The sequence below is a fragment of the Microbacterium sp. 77mftsu3.1 genome (assembly GCF_900100525.1).
In the GTDB taxonomy this organism is placed as follows: Bacteria; Actinomycetota; Actinomycetes; order Actinomycetales; family Microbacteriaceae; genus Microbacterium; species Microbacterium aquilitoris.
On record NZ_FNCR01000002.1, the window covers coordinates 317,043 to 339,412 of the forward strand.

Consider the following 22,370-nt stretch of genomic DNA (forward strand, 5'->3'; position numbering starts at 1 on the left):
TCTAGGAAAGCCCCGCTGGTAGCTAGCATGGTTCCGGTGAGCACGCCGCCCCTGTCTCCTGAACAGGACGCGCTCTTCCGTCTGATCGAGGACACCCGCGAGCACGTGTTCGTGACGGGACGCGCCGGGACCGGCAAGTCCACGCTCCTCCAGCATTTGTCGTGGAACACGAGCAAGCAGATCGCCGTCTGCGCGCCGACCGGCGTCGCCGCCCTCAACGTCGAGGGCCAGACGATCCATTCGCTGTTCAAGCTGCCGATCGGGCTCATCGCCGACAGCGAGATCGAACAGACCGAGGCGACCCGCAAGATCCTGAACGCGATCGACACGCTCATCATCGACGAGGTGTCGATGGTCAATGCCGACGTCATGGACGCGATCGACCGCTCGCTCCGCCAGGCGCGACGCAAGCGCGCCGAGCCGTTCGGCGGCGTGCAGGTCGTCATGTTCGGCGACCCGTACCAGCTCTCGCCGGTGCCGCCCCGCGGCGACGAGCTGCGCTACATCCAGGACCACTACCGCTCGTTCTGGTTCTTCGACGCACAGGTGTGGGCGGGTCCTCGAGCGGATGCCGGTGCCATCCGCTCCGACGGTCTGCTCGACCTCGGGCGGGTCGGCGCTCCGCTGCACATCGCCGAGCTCCGCAACATCCACCGCCAGTCCGACGACGCGTTCAAGACGATGCTGAACGCGGTGCGCCACGGGATCGTGACCGCCGACATCGCAGGCGCGCTGAACGCGGCCGGTGCGCGGAAGCCGCCGGAGCCGGCAGCCGATGAGGTGCCGATCATCACCCTGGCCACCCGCAACGACATCGTGTCGCGCATCAACCAGCGTCACCTCGACGCCCTGCCGGGCCCCGCGCAGACGGCTCGGGCCGAGATCAGCGGCGACTTCGGCCGCGGCGACGCGTCGTACCCCGCCGACCAGGAGCTGCAGCTCAAGGTGGGCGCTCAGGTGATGTTCCTGCGCAACGACATCGGCGGCTTCGGCGGCGACGGCCCGCGCTGGGTGAACGGATCGATCGGCACCGTCACGCGCATCGCGGGCGGCACCGTCCGCGTCGAGCTCGACGGCGAGGAGCACGACGTCGAGCCGACGGTGTGGGAGAAGTTCCGCTACGCGTACGATCCCGGCACGCGCAAGCTGACCCGCGAGATCGTGGCGGAGTACACGCAGTTCCCGTTGCGGCTGGCGTGGGCGGTCACGATCCACAAGTCGCAGGGCAAGACCTACGACCGGGCGATCATCGACCTCGGCAACGGTGCGTTCGCCCCGGGGCAGACCTACGTCGCGCTGTCGCGGCTCACGACGCTCGACGGGCTCTACCTCTCGCGCCCGCTGCGCCCCGCCGACATCCTGGTCGACCGGGACGTGCGGCGCTTCATGGCCGGGGTGCGGGCGGCGCAGAACGCGGGCTGACAGGCGGCATCCGTCGCCGTGCGACGTGCGCGAGCGGAGGGGGCGAGCGGGTGTGCTGTAATCATTGAGACGAAAACCGGGGGTGATCTGCGCGTGGCAGGACGTGTGTCGAGGCGAGTGCTCGCTGCAGTGACGGCGCTCGGCCTCGCGATCGGTCTCGGCGCCTGCGCTCCCGAACCCGACCGGGTCGACATCGGCGTGGACCAGGTCGACGGTGCTCTGCCGTCCGATCTGACGACGCAGATGCAGGAGCTCACGCAGGCGGCCATGACCTCGATCGGCGCCAGCGGCGCGATCGTCTCGGTCTCGGTGCCCTGGTCGGGCGAGTGGACCGCGGGCGTCGGCACCTCCGGCGTCGGAGGGCCCAAGGTCGACCCGTCGATGACGTTCAAAGCGGTCAACGCGACCCGTCCGATGACGTGCGACCTGCTCTACGCCCTCGTCGAGAAGGGCACGGTCAAGCTCGACGACACCATCGGGAAGTGGCTCGACTCGTACCCCGGTGAGAGCACGGTCACGCTGGCCCAGCTCTGCGACAGCACCAGCGGCATCCACGGCTACCTGAACGAGATCTTCTCGCGTGTGCTCAAGGTGCCCGAGCGCGTCTGGAACCCGCGCGAGCTCGTCGCCTACGGCCTCGGGCAGCCGGCGTCGTTCGCGCCCGGAGCGCGTTTCGGCGAGTCCGACACCGGCTACGTGCTCCTCGGCCTCGTCCTCGAGCGCGCGTCGGGGCAGTCCCTCGACGAGCTGTACGACGAGTACGTCTTCCAGCCGCTCGGCATGGGCTCGACGTCGGTGCCGATGGGCATCGGCGGCGGCGACCGCCTCAAGGGGTCGTACCTCGACTCGGGTGAGGACGGCAAGCCGAACTGCGAGGCTCCGCTCGACATGACGGATCTGACCTCGAGCGTGGGCTCGTCCGCCGCGGGCGCGGTCTCGACCGTGTCGGACCTGTCGACCTACGTCCGGGCTCTCGCCGTCGGCGCGCGCCCCTACGACACCGACCAGCGGTTCGAGGGCGCCCCGCCCATCAGCGACAGCCTGCCCACCTGGTTCACGGCGAAGGGCGGCGCCTATCAGGGCGGCAGCCTCGTCGGGCAGTACGGCTCGCTCCCCGGTTACATGGTGGCCGCCTTCGCCGACCGCCAGACCGGCATGTCGGTGGTCGTCGTGCTGAACGACTCACGGGCGTCGTCGAACGTCGCGCGCCTGCTCGCGTGGCAGCTCGCGGCACTCGCGTCGAAGGCGCCGGCCGCCGACGGCCGCACGGCGCCCGAGGTCGGCCTGCCGTGGACGGTCGAGAGCCTCGGCGAGGAGCTCGCCGGTTACGCCATCTGCGGCGGGTGAACGCGCGCAGCACGTCGACGACCGCCATCGGGCTGGTCGTCGTGGGTCTGTGCTGCCAAGAGGTGGGTGCCTCTCTCGCCGTCGTGCTGTTCCCTCAGGTCGGCCCGCTCGGCATGGTGATGCTGCGGCTGGTCTTCTCTGCCCTCATCCTCGGTCTCATCGCCCGCCCATCGTGGCGGGGACGGACGCGCGCGGCGTGGGTGGGCGTCATCCAACTCGGTCTCGCCTTGGCCGTGATGAACGGGTTCTTCTACCTCGCCCTCGAACGGCTCCCCCTCGGGGTGACGGTGACGATCGAGGTGCTGGGGCCGCTCACTCTGTCGATCATCGCGAGCCGGCGGGCCTCGGCGTGGATCTGGGCGGGGCTCGCGCTCGTCGGCGTGCTCGCGCTCGGCGGCGGCGGGTTCGACCGCCTCGACCTGCTCGGTGTCGTGTTCGCTCTCGGGGCGGCGGTCACCTGGGCGCTCTACATCCTCGCGTCGGCCAAGGTCGGCGCGGCGTTCCCGAAGCTCGACGGACTCGCCTTCGCGATGGCCGTCGGGGCGGTGGTCTCGCTGCCGTTCGGCATCGTGGACGCAGGGTCGGCGCTCCTGCGCCTCGACCTCGTCGCGCTCGGGGCCGCCGTCGCGTTGCTGTCGTCGACGATCCCCTACGCCCTCGAGCTCATCGCGCTCCGGCGCCTTCCCGCGGCCGCGTTCGCGATCCTCATGGCGCTCGCCCCCGCGACGGCCGCACTCGCGGGCTTCCTCCTGCTCGGGCAGCACCTCACCGCGCTCGAACTCGTGGGCATCGCGCTCGTCATCGTCGCCTCGGTCGGCGCGGTCCGCTCCGCGGGTCGTGGTGTCGAGGACGTCGCCGAGCCGATCGGCTGAAACCCGTTCAGGCCACGTCGACGGGAGCGCGGACGGCGGCGAGGTAGCGCTCGACCACGACGGCGGCGACGGCCGCGTCGGGTGCCAACGGGGTCGTGACGGCGTCGGCGCCGGCCCGGGCGATGACGTCGGCGAAGAAGCCGGGGGCGAGGACATAGCTCGCGGCCACGACGCGGCGGGCTCCGGCGTCCCGGGCCGCAGAGACGGCTGCGTCGATGCGCGTCCCTCCGCCCGCGGCGAAGCCCACGGACACCGGCGCGGCGACGCGTTCCCGCAGCAGATCGGCCATCGCGGCGACGTCGACGGATGCCGCCGGATCGCTCGACCCCGCGGCGGCGAGCACCACCGCATCGCCCGGTGCGAGGCCGACCTCGCGGAGCCGCGTCGCGAGCAGGTCGGCCAGAAGGGGATGCGGACCGAGCGCGGCGGTCGCGGTCGCGCGGTGCCCGGCATCCGTCACCGCGCGGGCGATGTCGACCTTGGTGTGAAAGCCGGTCGACAGGAGGAGGGGGACGACGATCGCGTCGCGCGGGGCGGTGGCGCGGACGACGTCGTCGATCTCGGGCTGCTGCACGTCGACGAACGCCTCCTCCACTGCTACGCCCGGAAGGAGCAGGCGCACGTTCTCGACGAGGTCGGAGATGGCGGCGCGACCGTCGAGCGAGCTGGTGCCGTGCGAGCAGGCGATGAGGACGGGTGTCATGGTGTCTCTCCCGGGGTGACGACATCGAGGCGGTACCCGCGTTTGACGACGGTGCGGATGAGGGTCGGGATGCCGAGGGCTTCCCGCGTGCGCGCGATCGCCACGTCGACGGCGTGGGTGCTGTCGCCGGTTCCCGACCGGGGGAGGGCTGCGGCGAGCTCGCCGCGCGAAACGACACCGCCTCGCGCGGCGAAGAGCAGGGCGAGGATGGCGGCGGACGTGGGTGACAGGGTGAGGAGCGCGCCGCCCAGGACAGCGGCGCCGCTGCGCAGCTCGAGTCGCCCGGCGGTGGTCTCCAGGGCAGGCGCGCCGCCACCCCCGAAGTGGGTGACGACGGCGCGCACGAGGGAGCCGAGGCGGCCCCGCTCGGCGATGAGCGGAGCTGCGCCGGCGTCGACGAGCGGACCCGCGGTGATCGGCCCGACCGCGGCGAGCAGGAGCGTGCCCGCCGTCGACCGGCGGACGATCGCCTCGAGCGCGCCTTCGCGACGGGCGGTCGCGAGCCACTCCGCGGCGCCGGGCGCGGAGGTGAAGAGGACGGCGTCCACGTCGCCCTGCGCGGTCTGGATGACCGAGCGCGCGACGGCGGCCGCGTCGGGCGGTGGCCCCCAGCGGTAGACCGTCAGGCTGACGACGTCGGCGCCTGCGGCCGAGAAGAGCTCATCGAGCCCGTCTGCTCCCGACCCGTGGTGCTGCACGGCGACGCGGCGACCGGCGACGCCCTCTGCCAGCAGGAACGCCCCGAGTTCCTCGGAGGTCTCGGACTCAGCCACCCAGTCCGCGGTGAGACCGGCCTGCTGGATCGCCCCGCGTGCCTTCGGTCCGCGCGCGACGATCTGCGCACCCGCCAGGGCGGCGTGGAGTGCGCCCTGGAGCCCGGCCTCGTCGGCGGCCTCCATCCAGCCGCGGAATCCGACACCGGTGGTGGCGACGACGATGTCCGGCGGATCATCGATCAGCGCGCGCGTCGCGCCGATGAGCGCGTCATCGTCGATGTGCGACTCGATCGTCAGCGCGGGGGCGTGCCGCACCGTCGCCCCGTGCCGCTCCAGTGCGGACGCGAGCTCGGCGGACCGACGATCGACGGCGATGACGATCGTGCAGCCGCCGAGCGCGGCCGAGAGGGCGGGGCGGACGGTCGTCACCGAGGCGGTTCCCCCTTCCCCGCGGCGACGGGCGGCGCGGGCAGCAGGAGCCCTGCGGCGGCGACGTCGCCCACCACGATGACGGCGGGATTGCTCACTCCCGCGGCCGCGGCATCCGTCACCGCGGCGGCGAGGGTCGTGCGGGTGGTCCGCTGGGTGGGCGTGTGGCCGCGTTCGACGATCGCGACGGGCCGATCCGCATGGGCGCCGGCGGCGAGGGCGGCGGCCACGAGCTTCGGCAGGGCGGCGACCCCCATGAGCACGACCGTCGTGATCGTGTCGTCCGCGAGCGCGGCGCGGGTGGCGGGGGTGACGGGACCTTGGCCGATCGTCACGTGGAGTCCCGCGGCGGTCCCGCGGTGGGTGACCGGGATGCCGGCGGCTTGGGGGACCGAGACGACGCTCGTCAGCCCCGGCACGACCTCGACGGGCACGCCCGCGGCCAGGCACGCCGTGACCTCCTCGCCGCCGCGCCCGAAGACGAACGGGTCGCCGCCCTTCAGGCGCACGACGCGCTTGCCGGCCTTGGCGTGGGCGACGAGGAGGGCGTTGATCTCCTCCTGCGGAACCGGGTGGTTTCCGGGCGCCTTGCCGACGTCGATCACCTCGACGTCGGGGTCGAGCTCGCCCAGGATGTCGGTGGGCCCGAGCCGGTCCGCGATCACGACGTCTGCCTCGGCGAGCAGGCGTCGACCGCGGACGGTCATGAGGTCGGCGGGGCCGGGACCTCCGCCGACGAGGTCCACGCGCCCGGCGGCCTTCCGGCGGCGACGGAGCGGCAGCATCCCGTCGCGCAGGGCCGCCCCGATCGCGTCACGCAGCCGGGCGGATCGGCGCGGGTCGACGCCGGCGTCGGAGGCGACCGCGACGATGACATCCCCCGAGCGGGTCTCGGCGGTGAGCCTCGCCGTCCCGTGAGCGCCGTCCGACGCGTTCACGCAGAACACGCGAGCCGCCTCGCACCACGCCGCGACCGTCGCATCGACGGATGCCTGGGCCGTCGCCGCGTGCACGAACCACGCCTCGGCGACGTCGCTCTCACGGGCGGTGCGCGCGATCCACGCGACCCTGCCGGCATCGACGTGCGCGCGCATCGCGTCGCCCAGCGCGGGAGCGACGACGGTCACGAGCGCGCCCTCGTCGAGGAATCGTCCGACGCGACGCCCGGCGACGGCGCCGCCGCCGACGAAGACGACGCTGCGGCCCGAGAAGGTGAGCCCGAGCATGGTGGTCATGACTGCTCCCCCCGCAGGTAGACGATGCCGTCCGCGACGGCGGCGGGCCATACGCGCAGGGTGTGCTGCTCTTTGCCGTTCGTCTCGAGGCAGACGCCCGTACGAAGGTCGAACACCTGCTTGTACATGGGCGACGCGACCGTGGGGACGTCCCCGCGGGTGCCGACGATGCCGCGCGAGATGACATGCGCGCCGCTGTAGGGGTCGAGGTTCTGCACGGCGTGCACGCGGCCGGCGTGGGTGAGGAACAGCGCGATCTGCGTGGCGCCGAGGAGGGCGGCCCGACCGCGCTCGGTCTCGAGGTCGGTCACCGCGCAGATCGCCGTCCAGCCCGCGGGTGGGGCCGCGGCATCCGTGTCGTGCGTCACCGTCGTCACCGCCGCACCTCCAGTGTCGTCCCGGCGATGAGCACACCGGCGTCGCGGTCCTCGGGCGTCGCGGGGCGCGCCTGGCCGCGCTCGGCGGTGTACGCCAGCGACGGGTCGGGAGTCGTGGGTGCGTTGACGAACGAGGCGAACCGGCGGAGCTTCTCGGGGTCGTCGAGGGTCGCCTTCCACTCGTCCTCGTAGTTCTCGACGTGCCGGGCCATCGCGGCATCCAGGTCGGCGCAGATCCCGAGCGAGTCGTCGAAGATCACCCGGCGCAGCTCGTCGATGCCGCCCTCGAGGTCCTCGAACCAGGGGGCCGTGCGCTGCAGCCGGTCGGCGGTGAAGACGTAGTACATGAGGAAGCGGTCGATTGCCTGCAGCAGCCCGGCGTCGTCGAGGCCTTCCACCAGCAGCACCGCGTGGCGGGGCGTGAAACCGCCGTTGCCGCCGACGTACATGTTCCAGCCCGCCTCGGTCGCGATGACGCCGACGTCCTTGCCGCGGGCCTCGGCGCATTCGCGCGCGCACCCCGAGACACCGAGCTTGATCTTGTGCGGTGACCGCAGCCCCCGGTACCGCAACTCCAGCTGGACGGCCATGCCCACGGCATCCTGCACGCCGTACCGGCACCAGGTCGAGCCGACGCAGGACTTCACGGTGCGCAGGGACTTGCCGTAGGCGTGGCCCGACTCGAAACCCGCGTCGACGAGGCGCTTCCAGATCTCGGGCAGCTGCTCGAGGCGCGCACCGAACATGTCGATCCGTTGCCCGCCGGTGATCTTCGTGTACAGCCCGAAGTCCTGCGCCACCTGCCCGATCACGACGAGGCCCTCGGGGGTGATCTCGCCGCCGGCGATGCGGGGGACGACCGAGTAGCTGCCGTCCTTCTGCATGTTCGCCATGACGTGGTCGTTCGTGTCCTGCAGCGTCGCGTTCTCGCCGTCGAGCACGTGCCGACCGGTGAGGGTCGACAGGATGCTGGCGAGCACGGGCTTGCAAATGTCGCAGCCGCGCCCGGTGCCGAACCGCTCGATGACCGCGCTGAAGGTCGACAGCCCCGAGACGCGCACGGCGTCGAAGAGCTGACGGCGCGACATCGCGAAGTGCTCGCAGAGCGCACTGCTGAGGGGGGCGCCGGTCTTCGCGAGCTCGCTGCCGAGGAGCTTCGTGATCATGCCCACGCACGATCCGCAGGCCGCCCCCGCCTTCGTGCAGGCCTTGATCGCCTTCACGTCCGTGCAGCCCTCGTCGTGGACGGCCGAGCGGATTCCGCCGGCCGTGACGCTGTTGCAGGAGCACACCAGCGCCTCATCGGGCAGCTCGCCCGTCGGGGCGGCGACGCCGTCCTGCGGCATGAGGTACGCGACCGGATCGCCGCCGAGCGCGCCGCCGACGAGGGGGCGGAGCGAACCGTAGGCCGACGCGTCGCCGACCAGGATGCCGCCGAGCAGCGTCTTCGCGTCGTCCGAGAGGACCAGCTTCTTGTAGACCCCGGCGATCGGGTCGGCGTAGACCACGTCGAGTGCGCCGGGCGTCTCGGCGAACGCGTCGCCGAAGCTGGCGACGTCGACACCCGAGAGCTTGAGCTTGGTCGAGACGTCGAAGCCCGCGAAGGACGCCTCGAGTCCGAGCAGCCGCGCAGCCGCCACCTCGGCCATGGCATAGCCGGGGGCGACGAGCCCGACGCACTGGCCGCCGAAGCTCGCCACCTCACCGATCGCGAGGATGCGCGGGTCGGACGTGTCGCAGCCGCCGTCGATGACGACTCCGCCGCGCGGATCGACCGCGAGCCCGGCGGCGCGGGCGAGCTCGTCGCGGGGACGGACACCGACGGTGAACACGACGACGTCGGTGCGCTCCCACGAGCCGTCGCGGAACTCGAGGCCGATCACCTGACCGCTGCGGTCGGCATCGAGCCGCGTCGTCAGCGCCGAGGTCCGCACGCCGATCCCGCGCTGCTCGATGAGCCGACGCAAGGCGTCGCCGGCGGGCAGGTCGAGCTGCGCCGACATGAGGCGGTCCGAGGACTGGACGACGGTGCAGTCGACATCGAGGCCCTGCAGTGCGCCGGCTGCTTCGAGTCCGAGGAGCCCGCCGCCGATGACGGTTCCGGTGAGCCGGCGTCCGAGCTCGGCCGACCGGCGCTCGACGAAGCGCTCCAGCGCCTCGACGTCGTCGAGGGTGCGGTAGACGAAGCATCCCTCGTGGTCGTAGCCGTCCACCGCGAGCCGGGCGGCGTACGACCCGGTCGCCAAGACCAGCCGGTCGTAGCCGATGCGCTCGCCGCGGTCGGTGACGACCTCGGCGATGCCCCGGTCGATGCGGGTGACGGTCGCGCCCCGGACGAAGCGCACGCGCTCGTCGGCCAGGGGCGACGCGTCGAGTTCGAGGTCCTCGGCGGACGCGCCGGCGAAGAACGAGGTGAGACCGACGCGGTCGTACGGATGCCGCGGCTCCTCGCCGATCACGGTGACCCGCCACGCCTCGTCGGTGCGGCTGAGCAGGCTCTCGACGAAACGATGGGCGACCATCCCGGCACCCACCACGACCACGTGGGGCGGGGTGGGGCCGGTGGAGCTCATGTCGCGACCGTAGGCGGGCGACGTTGCAGCCGAGGTCCCGCCGTGTTGCGGGCTCTTTACGGGGCGGGCCACGGTCGTCACCGGACGGCGACGGGCGCGTCCGCCGCGGCGGCGCGGGCGGCATCCTCACGGCGCGAGGCGCGCACGCGGCGGGGGGCCGCGGGGCGTCCGTACGTGAAGAACAGCGGCAGTCCGACGAACAGCAGTCCGCCGACGAGGTTGCCGACCACCGTCGGGATCTCGTTCCAGATGAGGTAGTCGCCGATCGTGAAATCACCGCCCAGCAGCAGACCCGAGGGGAACAGGAACATGTTCACGATCGAGTGCTCGAAGCCCATGAAGAAGAAGAGCATGATCGGCATCCACATCGCGACGATCTTGCCGATGACATCCTTCGAGACCATCGCGAGGACGACGCCGGTGGCGACCATGGCGTTGCAGAGGACCGCGCGGACGAACAGGGTCAGCATGCCGTTCGCCCCGTGCTCGGCATAGCCGACGGTGCGGCCTTCGCCGATGTGGCCGATCGCCTGGCCGACCTCGTTGGGCGGGGTGGAGAACCCGTTCGTGAAGACGATCGCCATCAGCACGGCGATCGCGAAGGCGCCGATGAAGTTGCCGAGGAACACGAGTCCCCAGTTGCGGAGGATGCCGCCGAGCGTGACACCCGGGCGCTTGTCGAGCCACGCCAGCGGGGCGAGCACGAACACGCCCGTCAGCAGGTCGTAGCCCAGCAGGTAGAGCATCACGAACCCGATCGGGAACAGCACGGCACCGAGGAGCGGACTGCCGGTGGTGACGCTGATCGTGACGGCGAAGGCGGCCGCCAGCGTGAGGATCGCGCCGCCCATGATCGATCGGATGAGGGTGTCGCGGGTGGAAAGCATGACCTTCGACGCGCCGGCGTCGATCACGGTCTGGACGAGCTCGGTGGGCTTGACGTACGTCATCGCAGAATCCCTTTCAGTCGTGGAGCCGGGTGTGAGGCTCGACGCTAAAGGGCGGGTGTTTCCCCCGATCGCGCGGGGATCGACCGCTTTGGTTACCTCTTCCTCTCAAACGAAGAGGTCGCGATGTGAGAAGGAAGGGGCCTCAGGCGTCGTCTGGCTCCGCGTGACCGACGGAGCGCGCTTCGAGGTACGCGCACAGCTCCGCGGCGACGGCGAGCTCGGCGGCCATGCCGTGGAGCTGATGACTGTTGAGGATCGTCGTGTCGGGCTGCGGTTCGAACGTCACGCGCCAGGATGCCTCGCCGATCTCGACGGGCTCCATGGAGATCGAGATGGTCGCGTGCTCGAGAGGGACGATGACGAGACCCGTGTCGGCGCCGTCGGATCCGTCCTGGACGATGACCTTGATCCGGTCGCCTGCGCCGCGCGCGTCATGGAACTCGGACACCCACGTCTCGAGGGTCTCTTTACTGCGGAACGGCATCCGGATTCCTCCCCGGGTCGGGTGAGGGTAGCGGATCCGCGGACACGTGGCCACGGGCGAGTTCGCTCCCTCTCTCATCACCTATTCTCGACGACATCGGCGCAATCGGCGTCATGACCGGGGAGTGAATGTGTCCGACGCGAAGACCAGTGACGACGGGCCCGCGACGGCCGGATACTGGTACGACGAGTCGCCCGGTCAGCGGGAACGGGCACGCCGCGTCCTCGAGGCGCTCCGCACCTACCGCGCCGCCGAATCGGCCATGCGCCGCCGCACGCGGGATTCGATGTCGATGGGCGAGAACGAGATGCTCGCGCTGCGCTTCCTGCTCCGCCAGCCCGATCACTCGGCACGGCCCGCTGAGCTCGTGAAGTACCTGGGCGTGACGTCGGCGTCGATCACGACGATGCTCGACCGGCTCGAGAAGTCCGGCCGCATCGAGCGCGTCGCCAATCCGACGGACCGCCGCAGCATCTTCGTCAAAGCGACTCCCCACGCCGACGGCGAGGTGCGCGAGACGCTCGGACGCATGCACGGACTCATGTACGACGTCGCCGTGGGCATGAGCCCCGACGCGCAGGAGCACGTGGTGGACTTCCTCCGACGGATGTCGGATGCCGTCGACGACGTCGCTCCGGTGATCGTCGACGAGCCTGCCGACGCCTGACGGCCGGGGTGCTGTATCCGGCTCGGGGCGCCAGCGCAACACCCCCGGGCAAACGCGTATCACCACGCATAGTGGGGGTATGAGATGCATCACCTACGCCGGCGAGACCGTGGTCACGACCGATGACGTGGCGGAGGCTCTCATCACCCTGACCGCCGCCGTCGCAGAACTCGGACGGGCGGATGCCGTCACGATCCCCATCGTCTTCGAGAAGAATCACGAGATCGGCGAGGCATCCCTCGTCATCGGCGTGGGGAACGACGTGCTGTCGGTGGCGACCGAATGGGAAGGCACGGAGCCGGACTTCTCGTTCGCCGCCGCTCAGCTGCGCCATCACCCGCATTTCCCCCGCGAGGTCGAAAGCTCGGGCGAACAGGCCTACGAGATCGAACCCGACACCTACTGGGACCCCGACCTCGACGGTTTCGGATCCCGCTGAAACGTTTCGCGACACGACGACCCCGCGCCTCGGCGTGACTCTAGGCTGAGCCCTGGTTCACGTCTGAGCGAAGGGGCTCTCCATGCCGGTGTCCGCGTCACCCGTCCCTGTGTCGCCGCTGTCCGAAGCGGTCTTCCTCTCGGCCGAGGCCGCTGAAGGCGTCGCCCCGAGGTTCACTGCGACCGTCCCGCTCACGGCGCCCCGCGACGACGTCGTCACCGCCACGCTGTGGGCGACCGCCCGGGGTGTGTACGAGGCGGAGGTCGACGGCGTGCCGGTGACGGACTCGGTGCTCAACCCCGGGTGGACCTCCTACGAATGGCGGCTGACGTACCAGCAGTTCGACGTCACGCGGACCGTCCGCGGCGGGCACGATGAGGTGCGGCTGGCGCTGATCCTCGGCAACGGGTGGTGGCGTGGGCATCTCGGATTCGGCGACGCCGATGCGGACTACGGCGACGAGATCGCGGTCGCCGCGACCCTCGAGGTCGTCTATCGGGACGGGTCCGTGCAGCGGGTGTCGACATCGGATGCCTGGGGTGCCGCGGCATCCGATGTCACCCGCAACTCGCTCTACCGCGGTCAGATTGTCGACGCTCGATTGCGCGAGGGCGGTGCCCCGCTGGCCGTGCGCACGAGCGAGATCGATCACGGCGTGCTCGCCCCGCAGACGTCGCCGCCGGTGCGGCGCCACGAGGCGGTTCCTGCGCGGCGCGTGTGGCGCTCGCCGTCGGGGCGGACGCTCGTGGACTTCGGGCAGAACCTCGTGGGATGGCTGAGATTCACCGTCCAAGGGCCGCGCGGCGACCTCATCCGCATCCGCCACGCGGAGGTGCTCGAGGACGGCGAGCTGGGTGTCCGGCCGCTGCGTTCGGCCGACGCGACCGACGAGTTCGTCCTCTCGGGCGGGGTCGACGCCTTCGAGCCGACGTTCACGTTCCACGGCTTCCGCTACGCGGAGGTCGAGGGGTGGCCCGGTGAGCTGCGCGCCGCCGATCTCGAGGCCGTCGTGGTCCACTCCGAGATGGCTCGCACGGGTCGGTTCTCGTGCTCCGATCCGCTCGTCACCCGGCTCGTCGAGAACTCCGTGTGGAGCCAACGCGGCAACTTCCTGAGCGTCCCGACCGATTGCCCGCAGCGGGACGAGCGGTTGGGGTGGACCGGCGATATCGCGGCGTTCGCGGCATCCGCGTCGTTCTCCTTCGACACCGCGGACTTCCTCGACAGCTGGCTGCAGGACCTGCGGCTCGAGACCGAGCACGCCCCCGACGGCGCCGTGCCGTTCGTCGTGCCGGCCGTTCTGAAGTACGCGAACTTCCCCGCGGGTCACCTGAGCGAATGGGCCGGTCCGACCGCGATCTGGGGGGATGCTGCGGTGTGGGTTCCGCAGGCGCTGTGGCAGGCCTACGGAGATGCCGATCGCCTCGCGGCGCACTACCCGGCCATGGCGATGCACCTGTCGTCGATCGAGCCGCTGATCTCGGAGCGGGGCCTTTGGGAGCGCGGCAACCAGTTCGGCGACTGGCTCGACCCCGACGCGCCTCCCGAGGATCCCGCTGCCGCAAAGGCGGATGCCGCAGTCGTCGCCACGGCGTGCCTGTACCGGTCGGCCTCGTTCGCCGCCGAGGCGGCCGCCGTCCTCGGGAACGATGCCGAGGCGCACCGCTGGCGCGGCCTCGCCGCGCGCACGCGGGACGCGTTCGTCCGCCATTACGTCGACGACGACGGCATCGTCCGGTCGGATTGCGCGACCGTCTATGCCCTCGCGATCACGTTCGGCGTCCTCGAGGGCGGCCTGCGGAGCCGGGCCGCCGCGCGCCTGGCCGAGATCGTCCGCGAGTCCGGATTCCGGGTGACGACCGGGTTCGCCGGCACGCCGTACGTGACGTGGGCACTCTCCGAGACCGGGCATGTCGACGAGGCGTACCGGCTGCTGCTCGAGAAGGAGTGTCCGTCCTGGCTCTACCCGATCACGATGGGCGCGACGACCGTGTGGGAGCGCTGGGACTCGATGCTTCCCGACGGGTCGATCAACCCCGGCGAGATGACGAGCTTCAACCATTACGCCCTCGGCGCCGTCGTGGACTGGATCCACCAGGTGGTGGGCGGGCTTCGGCCTGCCGCCCCCGGCTACGCCCGCGTGCGCGTCCAGCCTCGCCCCGGGCCGGGCATCGAGTGGGCCGAGACCTCGCTGCGCACCCGGCAGGGGGAGGTCAGCGTCGCGTGGCGGGTCGCGTCGGGCGAGCTCACCGTCGAGGTCGCGCTCCCCGATGACGTGCCGGCCGAGGTCGTCCTCCCCGACGGGCGGACGGTCGAGGTCCGCGGCGGAGGACACGTCTTCACGAGCACGCTCTGACCCGCGGTGCTTCCGATGAGACTCATCAGAGGGCGGGCGTAGCGTTTCCCGTGAGGGATGCCCCGACCCGAGGCATCCGTCTATCGATCAGCAAGGAGACCCCATGCCTACTGTCGCCGCTTACGCCGCGCCGTCCGCGACCGACCCGCTCGTCCGCACGACGATCGAGCGCCGCGAGACGGGACCCCGCGACGTCCTCATCGCGATCCGCTACGCCGGGATCTGCCACTCCGACATCCACCTCGTCCGCGGCGACTGGGGTCCGGTGACCTACCCGCAGGTCGTCGGCCACGAGATCGCCGGCGAGGTCGTCGAGGTCGGCTCCGAGGTGACGGACTTCGCCGTCGGCGACCGGGTCGGCGTCGGCTGCATGGTCAACTCCTGCCGCGAGTGCGAGAACTGCCTCGCCGGCATGGAGAACTACTGCCTGAACGGCAATACCCAGACCTACGGGTCCGTCGACCGCGACGGCACGATCACCCAGGGCGGCTACTCGACGCAGGTGGTCGTCGACCAGGACTTCGTCCTGCGCATCCCCGAGGCGCTCCCGTACGAGTCGGTCGCGCCGCTGCTGTGCGCCGGCATCACGACGTACTCGCCGCTCGCGCACTGGAAGGTCGGCGCCGGCTCCAAGGTCGCCGTCGTGGGCATGGGCGGGCTCGGACACCTCGCCGTCAAGATCGCCGCCGCCATGGGCGCAGAGGTCACGGTCCTGTCGCAGAGCCTGTCGAAGCAGGAGGACGGCAAGCGGTTCGGCGCGACGCACTACTACGCCACGAGCGAGGCGTCGACGTTCACGACCCTCGCCAACACGTTCGACCTCATCATCAACACCGTGAGCGCGCCGCTGAAGCTCGAGGACTACCTGCGTCTGCTGCGCCTGGACGGCACGATGGTCAACGTCGGCGCACCGTCCGAGCCCCTGTCGCTGCGCGTATTCACCCTGTTCGGCAACCGCCGCTCGTTCGCCGGCTCGAACATCGGATCGATCGCCGAGACCCAGGAGATGCTCGACTTCTGCGCCGCGCACGGCATCGCTCCCGAGACCGAGCTGATCGGTGCGGACGAGATCAACGACGCTTACGAGCGCGTGCTGCGCTCCGACGTCCGCTACCGCTTCGTGATCGACATCGAGACGCTGAAGGACTGAGTTCGGATACCCGACGGGACGGCGTCGTCCGGGGGTGTTACCCTCGCGACAGAGCACGACGTCGTCCCGCCGGGGGCACCGGCACGCCGTCGCGCCAGGAAGACGAACACATGCCGTACCGCAGTCGCGAAACCTTGCAGCTCTGGTTGGACGAGTTCGTCGCCGCGCGGCAGGACGGGGACCTCATCAAGGTCGTCATCCAAGACGACTCGTGGGGGGATGACGGGGGTCTCGTCGTCGTTCCGCTGCGGAACGCGTCGACGACGGTCTACGTCCGCCCTCCGATGAATGAGGATGCGCGCTGGCGCGTCGTCTTCGAGCCTCAGCTCGACGAGGTCGCGCTGTCGGCGGAGGAGACCGCCGCGCTCGTCGCGGAACTCGGGACCGCCGCGGATCTGTGCGGCTACCTCGAGGTGCGCTCGGTCGCCCACATCGAGGCGTCGCCGACCGCCTGACACGCAGGGGCGGCTCCGCCCCGCACGAGCGTCCTCGCGGGGGCGGAGCAGTGTCGTCAGTGGGCGGAGTAGCCGCCGTCGACGAGGTGGTAGCTGCCCGAGATGAAGGATGCCTCGTCGCTCAGCAGGAAGAGCGTGAGCGCTGCGACCTCGGCATCCGTTCCGAGTCGGCCGGTGGCGTGCTCCTTCTCGAGGGCCGACAGTGCGTCACCCGAGAGGCTCGCGCGCACGAGCGGGGTGTCGATGAAGCCCGGGCCGACCGCGTTCGTGCGCACACCCTGAGCCGTGTACTCGAGGGCCGCCACCTTTGTGAGGCCGACGAGGGCGTGCTTGCTGGCGACATAGGCCGCGTTCTGCGCGAGGCCGACCGAGCCGAGCACCGACGCCATGTTGACGACCGCGCCGCCGCCGGCAGCCACGATCGCGGGCAGCTGGAACCGCAGCCCGTAGAAGACGCCATCGAGGTCGACTGCGCGAACTCGGTCCCACGCCTCGATGTCGTAGTCGCCGATGTTCTGCGGGGCGGCGCCGATGCCGGCGTTGTTGACCGCGAGGTGCAGGGCGCCGTAAGTGTCCTGCGCGTAGCGGACGGCCGTCTCGGAGTCCTGCCATTTCGCCGTGTTCTGAGCGAACGCGGATGCGGTGCCCCCGGCATCCGTGATCTGCGTCACGACCTTCTCGGCCGCGTCGAGCTTGATGTCGGTGACCACCACCGACGCGCCTTCGGCCGCGAGCTTGCGGGCGATCTCCGCGCCGATGCCGCTGCCGCCGCCGGTGACCAGTGCCGTCTTGCCGTCGAACCGTGCCATTGCGTTACCTCTTTTCGCAGGCCTGACGCCGTGACTCTCGCGGCCGGTGCCATGCATCTGAATACAACGGATGCCCGGCGTTGGCATTCCTGCCCAGCGCGGAAAAGTGGGTATCAGAGGTACTGGTCCCGCGCGGCTCGCCGGATCGAGTGATCGCGGATGTCATCCCAGTCGAGCACCACGACGCCGTGCTGGCCCACGGGGTCCGCGCAACGGTCGAGAAGGCGCTCCGTCAGCGCCGGGACGTCCCCGCACTCGCTGACATCCAGGAACGTGACCTCGACGTCCCGCGCATTGTCGCGCTCCAGTTCCGCGTGGACACGCGCACCCAGCGCGGACGCGACCCGGTCGAACGCCAGTGCATGTCGTGGCGCGAGAGTCACCGCGAACACGAGCTGTCGCACCCCGACATGCCGCTTCGTCTCGACAGCCGCCAAGGTCGCGAGCGCACGCAGACGATCCTTGCCCGTCACGCGGGAGTAGTCGCGCAGATCGGCGAAGGCGACGACCGCGCGCGGGCGGCTCACCTCCTCGCCGTCGAGGGGTCGGCGGGCGGTGATCCCGCGGGCGACAGCGGTGTCCGTGTCGCCGAGTGTCACTACGGGGTGTTCCATCACTGGCTTTCGTTCGAAGGGAACGGTCGAGCGACCGCTGCCGACCAGACTTCCCGGCTCACCATTTCTCGTGCGCAGGCGACGTTACCCCTGGTGCGGCGATGTGGGCGCAGGCGCTTCCTGATAGATGTCGGGCGTGCCGTCGGCATCCTCGTCCACGGTCTCTTCGGCTGCGATCCGGCGGTAGCGGCGGTTGCGGGCGATGAGGATGCCGGAGGCGATCAGCGCCGCGAGTACGGACGCGATCATGATGGCGATCTTCGCGTCGTCACCCTCGGTCGAGCCGGCGGGGAAGCTGAGCTCGGCGATCAACAGCGAGACGGTGAATCCGATGCCGGCCAGCAGCGCGACGCCCAGGAGGTCGACCCACCGCAGCGCCGGGTGCAGCCGGATCTTCGTCACGAGTGTCAGCGCGCGGACGGCGAGCAGGATGCCGATCGGCTTGCCGAGCACGAGTCCCGCGACGATGCCGAGGGCGATCGGATCGGTGGCCGCGCGGAGGATGCCGTCGGTGCCGCCCACGGCGACTCCGGCGGCGAAGAAGGCGAAGACGGGTACGGCGAAGCCGGCCGACAGCGGGCGGAAGCGGTGCTCGAACTCGTGGGCGAGGTCGGTCGCGCGGGGGCCGTCGGTCGCGCCACGCGCAGCCTTGACCGGGATCGTGAAGGCGAGGGCGACGCCGGCGATGGTGGCGTGCACGCCCGACGCGTGCAGGAACGCCCAGGCGACGAACCCGATCGGCAGGAGAACCAGCCAGGCCGCCAACGGGCGGCCGGCGAACAGCGACCGGTAGCGCTGCGCGATGAAGCCGTAGAGTGCGACGACCGCAACAGCCACCGCGAGCGGGACGACCGCGATGTCCTCGGTGTAGAAGACCGCGATGATGCCGATCGCGATCAGGTCGTCCACCACGGCGAGGGTGAGCAGGAAGATGCGCAGCGGGCTCGGCAGGTGCGACCCGACGAGAGCGAGGACGGCGACGGCGAACGCGATGTCGGTCGCCGTGGGGATCGCCCACCCCTGGACCAGCCCCTCCTGCCCGCGCACCACGGCGACGTAGATCAGAGCCGGCACGGCCACGCCGCCGATCGCCGCCGTCACCGGGACGACCGCCGTGCTGAACCGCCGTAGATCGCCGACGACGAGCTCGCGTTTGAGTTCGAGTCCCACGAGGAAGAAGAAGATCGCGAGCAGGCCGTCGGCCGCCCATGCGCCGAGGGAGAGCTCGAGATGCCACGGTTCATGGCCGACGCGGAAGTCGCGCAGGGCGAAGTAGCTGTCGGATGCCGGTGAGTTCGCCCACACGATGGCTGCGACGGCGGCGATCACGAGCAGCGCTCCTCCGACGGCCTCTTTGCGGAGGATCGCCGACACGCGGGCGGCCTCGGTGTGACCGCGCCAGCGTGGCGCGCGCAGGTCGGTACGGTCAGTGCTCGGCGTGTTCACGGGGCGGTCCTCCGGAAGGGTCGACAGACAGAAATGTCGACCAGACTTCCCGACGCGCCGCGACCAGTTTACCGTCCGACCGCCTGTGGGCCGGGGGTGGCATCTTCCTCGGTGGCGCGCCGAGCCGCGGCATCCTTCGTTGCACTTTTGTTCGGTCGGCTCGCAAAAAAGTCGCGACGGTGCGAGGCGGGTCGGGGAAAGTCCTGCACACGTGTGCATTCCGCAACGGGTTCATAGGAATCTCCATAGATTGGCGGTCGCGCGACGGGAATGAGCCCGGCGTGGATATCGGGCCCGATGTGGGGTCCGCGTGTGAAGGAGCACCTTTCGATGAGGCATCGAACTTTCCGGCGCAACACCTTCTGGTTGGCCATCTCACTTGTGCTGATGCTGGTCTCCAGCGTCGGCGCGTCGCTCGTGCAAACCGTCGGCGGGAGCGTCGCCGTCGAGGACCTGCGGTGGGAGGCCGCCTCTGGTCGCCAGATGAGCGCCCTGCTGTTCAAGCCGGCTGCGGTCTCGGCGGAGGATCCGCGCCCGGCGATCGTGGTCAGCCACGGGTGGTGGAACAACCGCGAGATGCAGGACGCCAATTACGTGGAGCTCGCCCGGCGCGGCTATGTCGTGCTGTCGATCGACATGTACGGGCACGGCAACTCCGACCCGCTCCCCGCCGGCCAGGAAGCCGTCGGCGGCACCGGCATGTACGACGCCGTGAAGCTCATCGCCGACCTGCCCTACGTCGACCCGAGCCGGATCGGCGTGACCGGCCACTCGAACGGCGCGCGTGCGGCGAACTTCTCGGTCGCGCTCGACAACGAGGCCGAGACGCCGCTCATCGCCTCGGTCCTCCTCGTCGACAACGACCCGGTGTACGTCGACGACACCGGCGCGTTCACGAACATCTACGGAAGCCGTGACACCGGCGTCATCCAGGCGCAGTACGACGAGTTCTTCTTCCGCAGCTATGACGCCGAGGGCAACGCACTCACGCCGCCGCGCGAATACCTCACCACCCCCAACGCCCAGTCGTTCCTCCACTTCGGGCAGGACCCGTCCGAGGCGTCGGATGTGCGCGAGGCCGGGCAGGTCTACACCCAGGACGTCGACGGCGCCGAGGCGATGCGCGTCGTCTGGTCGCTGCCGCAGACGCACCCGTGGTCGACGATCTCGAGCACGGCCGTCGGGCACCTCGTCGACTTCTTCGACGAGTCCCTCGGCGCACCGAACCCGCTGCCGGCAGGAGACCAGAACTGGCAGCTCAAGGAGATCCTGACGACGTTCGGTCTGATCGGCTTCGGCATCTTCCTCGTCGCGTTCACACGGGCGCTGCTGTCGACCCGTGCCTTCGCGGGGCTGCGCGTCTCGGAGCCGATCGCGGCGGTGGCGAACACGCGCCGCGGTCTGGTGTGGTTCTGGGGCGGACTGGTCGTCACGGCCGTCTTCTCGATCCTCAGCTACGTGCTGCTCAGCCAGGCCGAGTGGGCCGGTGCGATCGCGTTCGGTTCGGTGAACCTCATCGCCCCCGGTGTGCCGTGGTTCATCGGCATCTGGGCCGCGATCAACGGTGTCGCCGGTCTCGTCATCATGATCGTGTCGTACCTGCTGTTCGGTCGCCGCAGCGGTCAGGACCTGCGGGCCGTCGGTGTCATCCCGGGCTGGCGGCGCTTCGGTCTCGGCGTGGCGCTTGCGCTGACGACGACCGTCGCCGCCTTCGGCATCGTGTTCGTGCTGGACTACTTCTTCAAAACCGACTTCCGGTTCTGGGTGATCGCCGTCAAGGCCTTCAACCCCGAAATGATCGGGTACTCCCTGATCGTCCTGCCGCTGTTCCTCGTCTACTTCATCGCGAACTCAGTGGCGATCAACTCGTTCAACCGCTTCACGCTGCGGGGACGCGAATGGGTGAACACCGCACTGCTCGCGCTGTTCAACTCGCTCGGACCGATCGTGCTGGTCGTCGCGCAGTACACGACGTTCTTCATCACAGGGGAGACGATCGATGGCTTCGGTGGCATCTTCAGCATCTGGCTGTTCCCGGTGGTCGTCATCCTCGCCGTCGCCGCGGTCATCAGCCGGAAGATCTACCGCGAGACGAACAACCCGTACATCGCCGGCTTCCTCAATGCAGCCGTCGTGACCGTTATCAGCGTCACGAACTCCCTCGTGATGAGCTGACGAACCGGTGCCCGGGACGGCGAGGCCGTTCCGGGCACCGAGTCAATGTCGAGCCGCTGACGATGCGGCGGGCGGCTAGCCCGCCGTCGCGAGGAGGCGCAGGCGACTTGCCATGCGGAACGCGTCGGGACGACGCGAGGCTGCCGCGAGGAAGTCGTTCAGGTCGACGTCGGCGTAGAAGTCGACGGGCAGGTCCTCGGCGACGAGCACGTCGATGAGGTTGATGAATCGCTGCTGCGCCGGCGGGTCGACCGCGTCGAAGCGGGGCACACCCGTTACGGTCCACCGGTCGAAATCCTGCGCCCATCGCAGGTACTCGATCGTCGATGTCGGGGTGCGGCAGAGCTGATCGAATGTCAGCGTCAGCTCGCCGGCATCCGCTGACGTCACCGGGAAGACCCGGCCGTTCAGAGTGAGGTGTTGCGGCGGAGTCGTCGCGCGCGGCGGGGTACGCGTCGACCAGGTTCCCGACGCGAATCCTCGTGTGTGGTTGTCGGTGATCGTCCGGTAGTCCGTCGGTCCTTGGAGCGGCATCACGTCCATGTTCGTCTCGATGAGGGCGATGCCGGGGACGAAGATGTGGTGCCAGTCCGGGTCGGGGAGGAGGTCCTCGGGCGCGTAGTTGGAGGTCGCGAGCACCGTGACCTTGCGGGTGAAGGCGTGATCGAGCAGCCGGGTCAGAAGCCGCGCGTCTCCCGGATCGTGCACGTGCAGCTCGTCGAAGAAGAGCAGTCTGCTGTCGCCGACGGCATCGTCGATCGCCCGCTCCGCCGCGTCGGGCTCAGTGCGGTGCCGCTGGATACTGCGGTGCAGTTCGTGGAAGAAGCCGTGGAAGTGGACACGACGCTTCTCGCGCAGCGGGATGGCGGCGTACGCGGCATCCGCCAACCAGGACTTGCCGCGGCCGGCGTCGCCCCACAGATAGAGGCTGCGGGCTTCTCCGGTCGCCAGCTCGCCCCCGAGCACCGCCAGCCGATCCAGGACCGCCCGCTGCCGCGGGTCGAGCGCGAACCCCTGAGCGGATGCCGCGGCCTCGACCGCGTGGACGAGTTCGTCTCTGCTCAGCACGGTTCCAGCGTGTCACGCTGCGAGCATCTCTTCTGCGTCCCGATCGTTACCCACTCGGGTGGTGCCGCCGCCGCGGAGGCCGA

At 70.3% G+C, this 22,370-nt stretch carries 20 protein-coding genes; 9 read left to right on the forward strand and 11 right to left on the reverse strand.

What is annotated here, in order from left to right; genetic code table 11:
• Positions 1 to 27 precede the first annotated feature (27 nt).
• The 3 genes from BLR68_RS06545 (at position 28) to BLR68_RS06555 (ending at position 3,641) form a co-directional block, all read left to right on the forward strand.
• Entirely contained in the window at positions 28 to 1,422 is a 1,395-nt protein-coding gene (locus BLR68_RS06545; RefSeq protein ID WP_018187639.1) for an ATP-dependent DNA helicase, read from the forward strand.
• A 117-nt stretch (positions 1,423 to 1,539) separates the two neighbouring features.
• Positions 1,540 to 2,769: a serine hydrolase domain-containing protein gene (locus tag BLR68_RS06550; RefSeq protein ID WP_018187638.1), complete on the forward strand. Its 1,230-nt coding sequence runs from the start codon at positions 1,540 to 1,542 to the stop codon at positions 2,767 to 2,769.
• Positions 2,766 to 3,641 carry an EamA family transporter gene (locus BLR68_RS06555; RefSeq protein WP_018187637.1) on the forward strand — a complete coding sequence of 292 codons (876 nt, stop codon included), beginning with the start codon at positions 2,766 to 2,768 and terminating at the stop codon, positions 3,639 to 3,641. The genes BLR68_RS06550 and BLR68_RS06555 overlap by 4 nt, the downstream gene beginning before the upstream one ends.
• Positions 3,642 to 3,648: 7 nt before the next feature.
• On the opposite strand, the gene BLR68_RS06560 is transcribed toward BLR68_RS06555, so the two are convergent.
• The 7 genes from BLR68_RS06560 to BLR68_RS06590 all read right to left on the reverse strand — a co-directional run bounded on the left by BLR68_RS06560 (position 3,649) and on the right by BLR68_RS06590 (position 11,108).
• Positions 3,649 to 4,344, reverse strand: a complete 696-nt coding sequence (locus tag BLR68_RS06560) for a sirohydrochlorin chelatase (protein WP_018187636.1) — start codon at positions 4,342 to 4,344, stop codon at positions 3,649 to 3,651.
• Positions 4,341 to 5,489: a uroporphyrinogen-III synthase gene (locus tag BLR68_RS06565; RefSeq protein ID WP_018187635.1), complete on the reverse strand. Its 1,149-nt coding sequence runs from the start codon at positions 5,487 to 5,489 to the stop codon at positions 4,341 to 4,343. Before BLR68_RS06565 ends, BLR68_RS06560 begins: the two co-directional genes overlap by 4 nt.
• Entirely contained in the window at positions 5,486 to 6,724 is a 1,239-nt protein-coding gene (cobA, locus tag BLR68_RS06570) for a uroporphyrinogen-III C-methyltransferase (RefSeq protein WP_018187634.1), read from the reverse strand. Before cobA ends, BLR68_RS06565 begins: the two co-directional genes overlap by 4 nt.
• Entirely contained in the window at positions 6,721 to 7,101 is a 381-nt protein-coding gene (gene nirD, locus BLR68_RS06575) for a nitrite reductase small subunit NirD (RefSeq protein WP_018187633.1), read from the reverse strand. Before nirD ends, cobA begins: the two co-directional genes overlap by 4 nt.
• Positions 7,098 to 9,674 carry a nitrite reductase large subunit NirB gene (nirB, locus tag BLR68_RS06580; protein ID WP_176770673.1) on the reverse strand — a complete coding sequence of 859 codons (2,577 nt, stop codon included), beginning with the start codon at positions 9,672 to 9,674 and terminating at the stop codon, positions 7,098 to 7,100. The genes nirD and nirB overlap by 4 nt, the downstream gene beginning before the upstream one ends.
• A 77-nt stretch (positions 9,675 to 9,751) precedes the next feature.
• Positions 9,752 to 10,624: a formate/nitrite transporter family protein gene (locus BLR68_RS06585; RefSeq protein WP_018187631.1), complete on the reverse strand. Its 873-nt coding sequence runs from the start codon at positions 10,622 to 10,624 to the stop codon at positions 9,752 to 9,754.
• Between the two features lie 142 nt (positions 10,625 to 10,766).
• Positions 10,767 to 11,108, reverse strand: coding sequence for a hypothetical protein (locus BLR68_RS06590; protein WP_018187630.1), 342 nt, complete (start codon positions 11,106 to 11,108; stop codon positions 10,767 to 10,769).
• 130 nt (positions 11,109 to 11,238) lie between these two features.
• On the opposite strand from BLR68_RS06590, the gene BLR68_RS06595 reads away from it, so the two are divergent.
• The 5 genes from BLR68_RS06595 to BLR68_RS06615 all read left to right on the forward strand — a co-directional run bounded on the left by BLR68_RS06595 (position 11,239) and on the right by BLR68_RS06615 (position 16,175).
• Positions 11,239 to 11,775: a MarR family winged helix-turn-helix transcriptional regulator gene (locus tag BLR68_RS06595; RefSeq protein WP_018187629.1), complete on the forward strand. Its 537-nt coding sequence runs from the start codon at positions 11,239 to 11,241 to the stop codon at positions 11,773 to 11,775.
• 79 nt (positions 11,776 to 11,854) lie between these two features.
• Positions 11,855 to 12,214 (forward strand): hypothetical protein, encoded by a 360-nt coding sequence (locus tag BLR68_RS06600; protein WP_018187628.1) that lies wholly within the window; start codon positions 11,855 to 11,857, stop codon positions 12,212 to 12,214.
• Positions 12,215 to 12,296: 82 nt separating this feature from the next.
• Positions 12,297 to 14,570 carry an alpha-L-rhamnosidase gene (locus BLR68_RS06605; protein WP_018187627.1) on the forward strand — a complete coding sequence of 758 codons (2,274 nt, stop codon included), beginning with the start codon at positions 12,297 to 12,299 and terminating at the stop codon, positions 14,568 to 14,570.
• A gap of 103 nt (positions 14,571 to 14,673) precedes the next feature.
• Positions 14,674 to 15,720 carry an NAD(P)-dependent alcohol dehydrogenase gene (locus BLR68_RS06610; protein ID WP_018187626.1) on the forward strand — a complete coding sequence of 349 codons (1,047 nt, stop codon included), beginning with the start codon at positions 14,674 to 14,676 and terminating at the stop codon, positions 15,718 to 15,720.
• Positions 15,721 to 15,830: 110 nt separating this feature from the next.
• Positions 15,831 to 16,175, forward strand: coding sequence for a hypothetical protein (locus BLR68_RS06615; RefSeq protein ID WP_018187625.1), 345 nt, complete (start codon positions 15,831 to 15,833; stop codon positions 16,173 to 16,175).
• Between the two features lie 56 nt (positions 16,176 to 16,231).
• Here BLR68_RS06615 and BLR68_RS06620 read toward each other — a convergent pair whose 3' ends face one another.
• From BLR68_RS06620 to nhaA, 3 genes are all read right to left on the reverse strand, one after another.
• Positions 16,232 to 16,984, reverse strand: coding sequence for an SDR family NAD(P)-dependent oxidoreductase (locus BLR68_RS06620; RefSeq protein WP_018187624.1), 753 nt, complete (start codon positions 16,982 to 16,984; stop codon positions 16,232 to 16,234).
• 113 nt (positions 16,985 to 17,097) lie between these two features.
• Positions 17,098 to 17,598: a hypothetical protein gene (locus BLR68_RS06625; RefSeq protein ID WP_256335333.1), complete on the reverse strand. Its 501-nt coding sequence runs from the start codon at positions 17,596 to 17,598 to the stop codon at positions 17,098 to 17,100.
• Positions 17,599 to 17,682: 84 nt separating this feature from the next.
• On the reverse strand, positions 17,683 to 19,044 hold the full coding sequence (gene nhaA, locus BLR68_RS06630; RefSeq protein ID WP_018187622.1) for a Na+/H+ antiporter NhaA: 1,362 nt from the start codon (positions 19,042 to 19,044) through the stop codon (positions 17,683 to 17,685).
• Positions 19,045 to 19,374: 330 nt separating this feature from the next.
• Between nhaA and BLR68_RS06635 the strand changes: the two genes are divergently transcribed.
• Positions 19,375 to 21,219 (forward strand): alpha/beta hydrolase family protein, encoded by a 1,845-nt coding sequence (locus BLR68_RS06635; RefSeq protein ID WP_256335334.1) that lies wholly within the window; start codon positions 19,375 to 19,377, stop codon positions 21,217 to 21,219.
• 75 nt (positions 21,220 to 21,294) lie between these two features.
• Here the strand turns inward: BLR68_RS06635 and zapE are convergent, their stop codons facing one another.
• Positions 21,295 to 22,287 (reverse strand): cell division protein ZapE, encoded by a 993-nt coding sequence (gene zapE, locus BLR68_RS06640; RefSeq protein ID WP_018187620.1) that lies wholly within the window; start codon positions 22,285 to 22,287, stop codon positions 21,295 to 21,297.
• Positions 22,288 to 22,370 lie beyond the last annotated feature (83 nt).

What these genes read in the sequence shown, in the direction of transcription:
- BLR68_RS06620 (WP_018187624.1), bottom strand. Translation starts at nt 16,984, where the DNA reads ATGGCACGGTTCGACGGCAAGACGGCACTGGTCACCGGCGGCGGCAGC.
- BLR68_RS06625 (WP_256335333.1), bottom strand. Translation starts at nt 17,598, where the DNA reads ATGGAACACCCCGTAGTGACACTCGGCGACACGGACACCGCTGTCGCC.
- BLR68_RS06560 (WP_018187636.1), bottom strand. Translation starts at nt 4,344, where the DNA reads ATGACACCCGTCCTCATCGCCTGCTCGCACGGCACCAGCTCGCTCGAC.
- cobA (WP_018187634.1), bottom strand. Translation starts at nt 6,724, where the DNA reads ATGACCACCATGCTCGGGCTCACCTTCTCGGGCCGCAGCGTCGTCTTC.
- BLR68_RS06545 (WP_018187639.1), top strand. Translation starts at nt 28, where the DNA reads ATGGTTCCGGTGAGCACGCCGCCCCTGTCTCCTGAACAGGACGCGCTC.
- BLR68_RS06615 (WP_018187625.1), top strand. Translation starts at nt 15,831, where the DNA reads ATGCCGTACCGCAGTCGCGAAACCTTGCAGCTCTGGTTGGACGAGTTC.
- nirB (WP_176770673.1), bottom strand. Translation starts at nt 9,674, where the DNA reads ATGAGCTCCACCGGCCCCACCCCGCCCCACGTGGTCGTGGTGGGTGCC.
- BLR68_RS06585 (WP_018187631.1), bottom strand. Translation starts at nt 10,624, where the DNA reads ATGACGTACGTCAAGCCCACCGAGCTCGTCCAGACCGTGATCGACGCC.
- BLR68_RS06590 (WP_018187630.1), bottom strand. Translation starts at nt 11,108, where the DNA reads ATGCCGTTCCGCAGTAAAGAGACCCTCGAGACGTGGGTGTCCGAGTTC.
- BLR68_RS06605 (WP_018187627.1), top strand. Translation starts at nt 12,297, where the DNA reads ATGCCGGTGTCCGCGTCACCCGTCCCTGTGTCGCCGCTGTCCGAAGCG.
- BLR68_RS06600 (WP_018187628.1), top strand. Translation starts at nt 11,855, where the DNA reads ATGAGATGCATCACCTACGCCGGCGAGACCGTGGTCACGACCGATGAC.
- BLR68_RS06635 (WP_256335334.1), top strand. Translation starts at nt 19,375, where the DNA reads ATGAGGCATCGAACTTTCCGGCGCAACACCTTCTGGTTGGCCATCTCA.
- BLR68_RS06610 (WP_018187626.1), top strand. Translation starts at nt 14,674, where the DNA reads ATGCCTACTGTCGCCGCTTACGCCGCGCCGTCCGCGACCGACCCGCTC.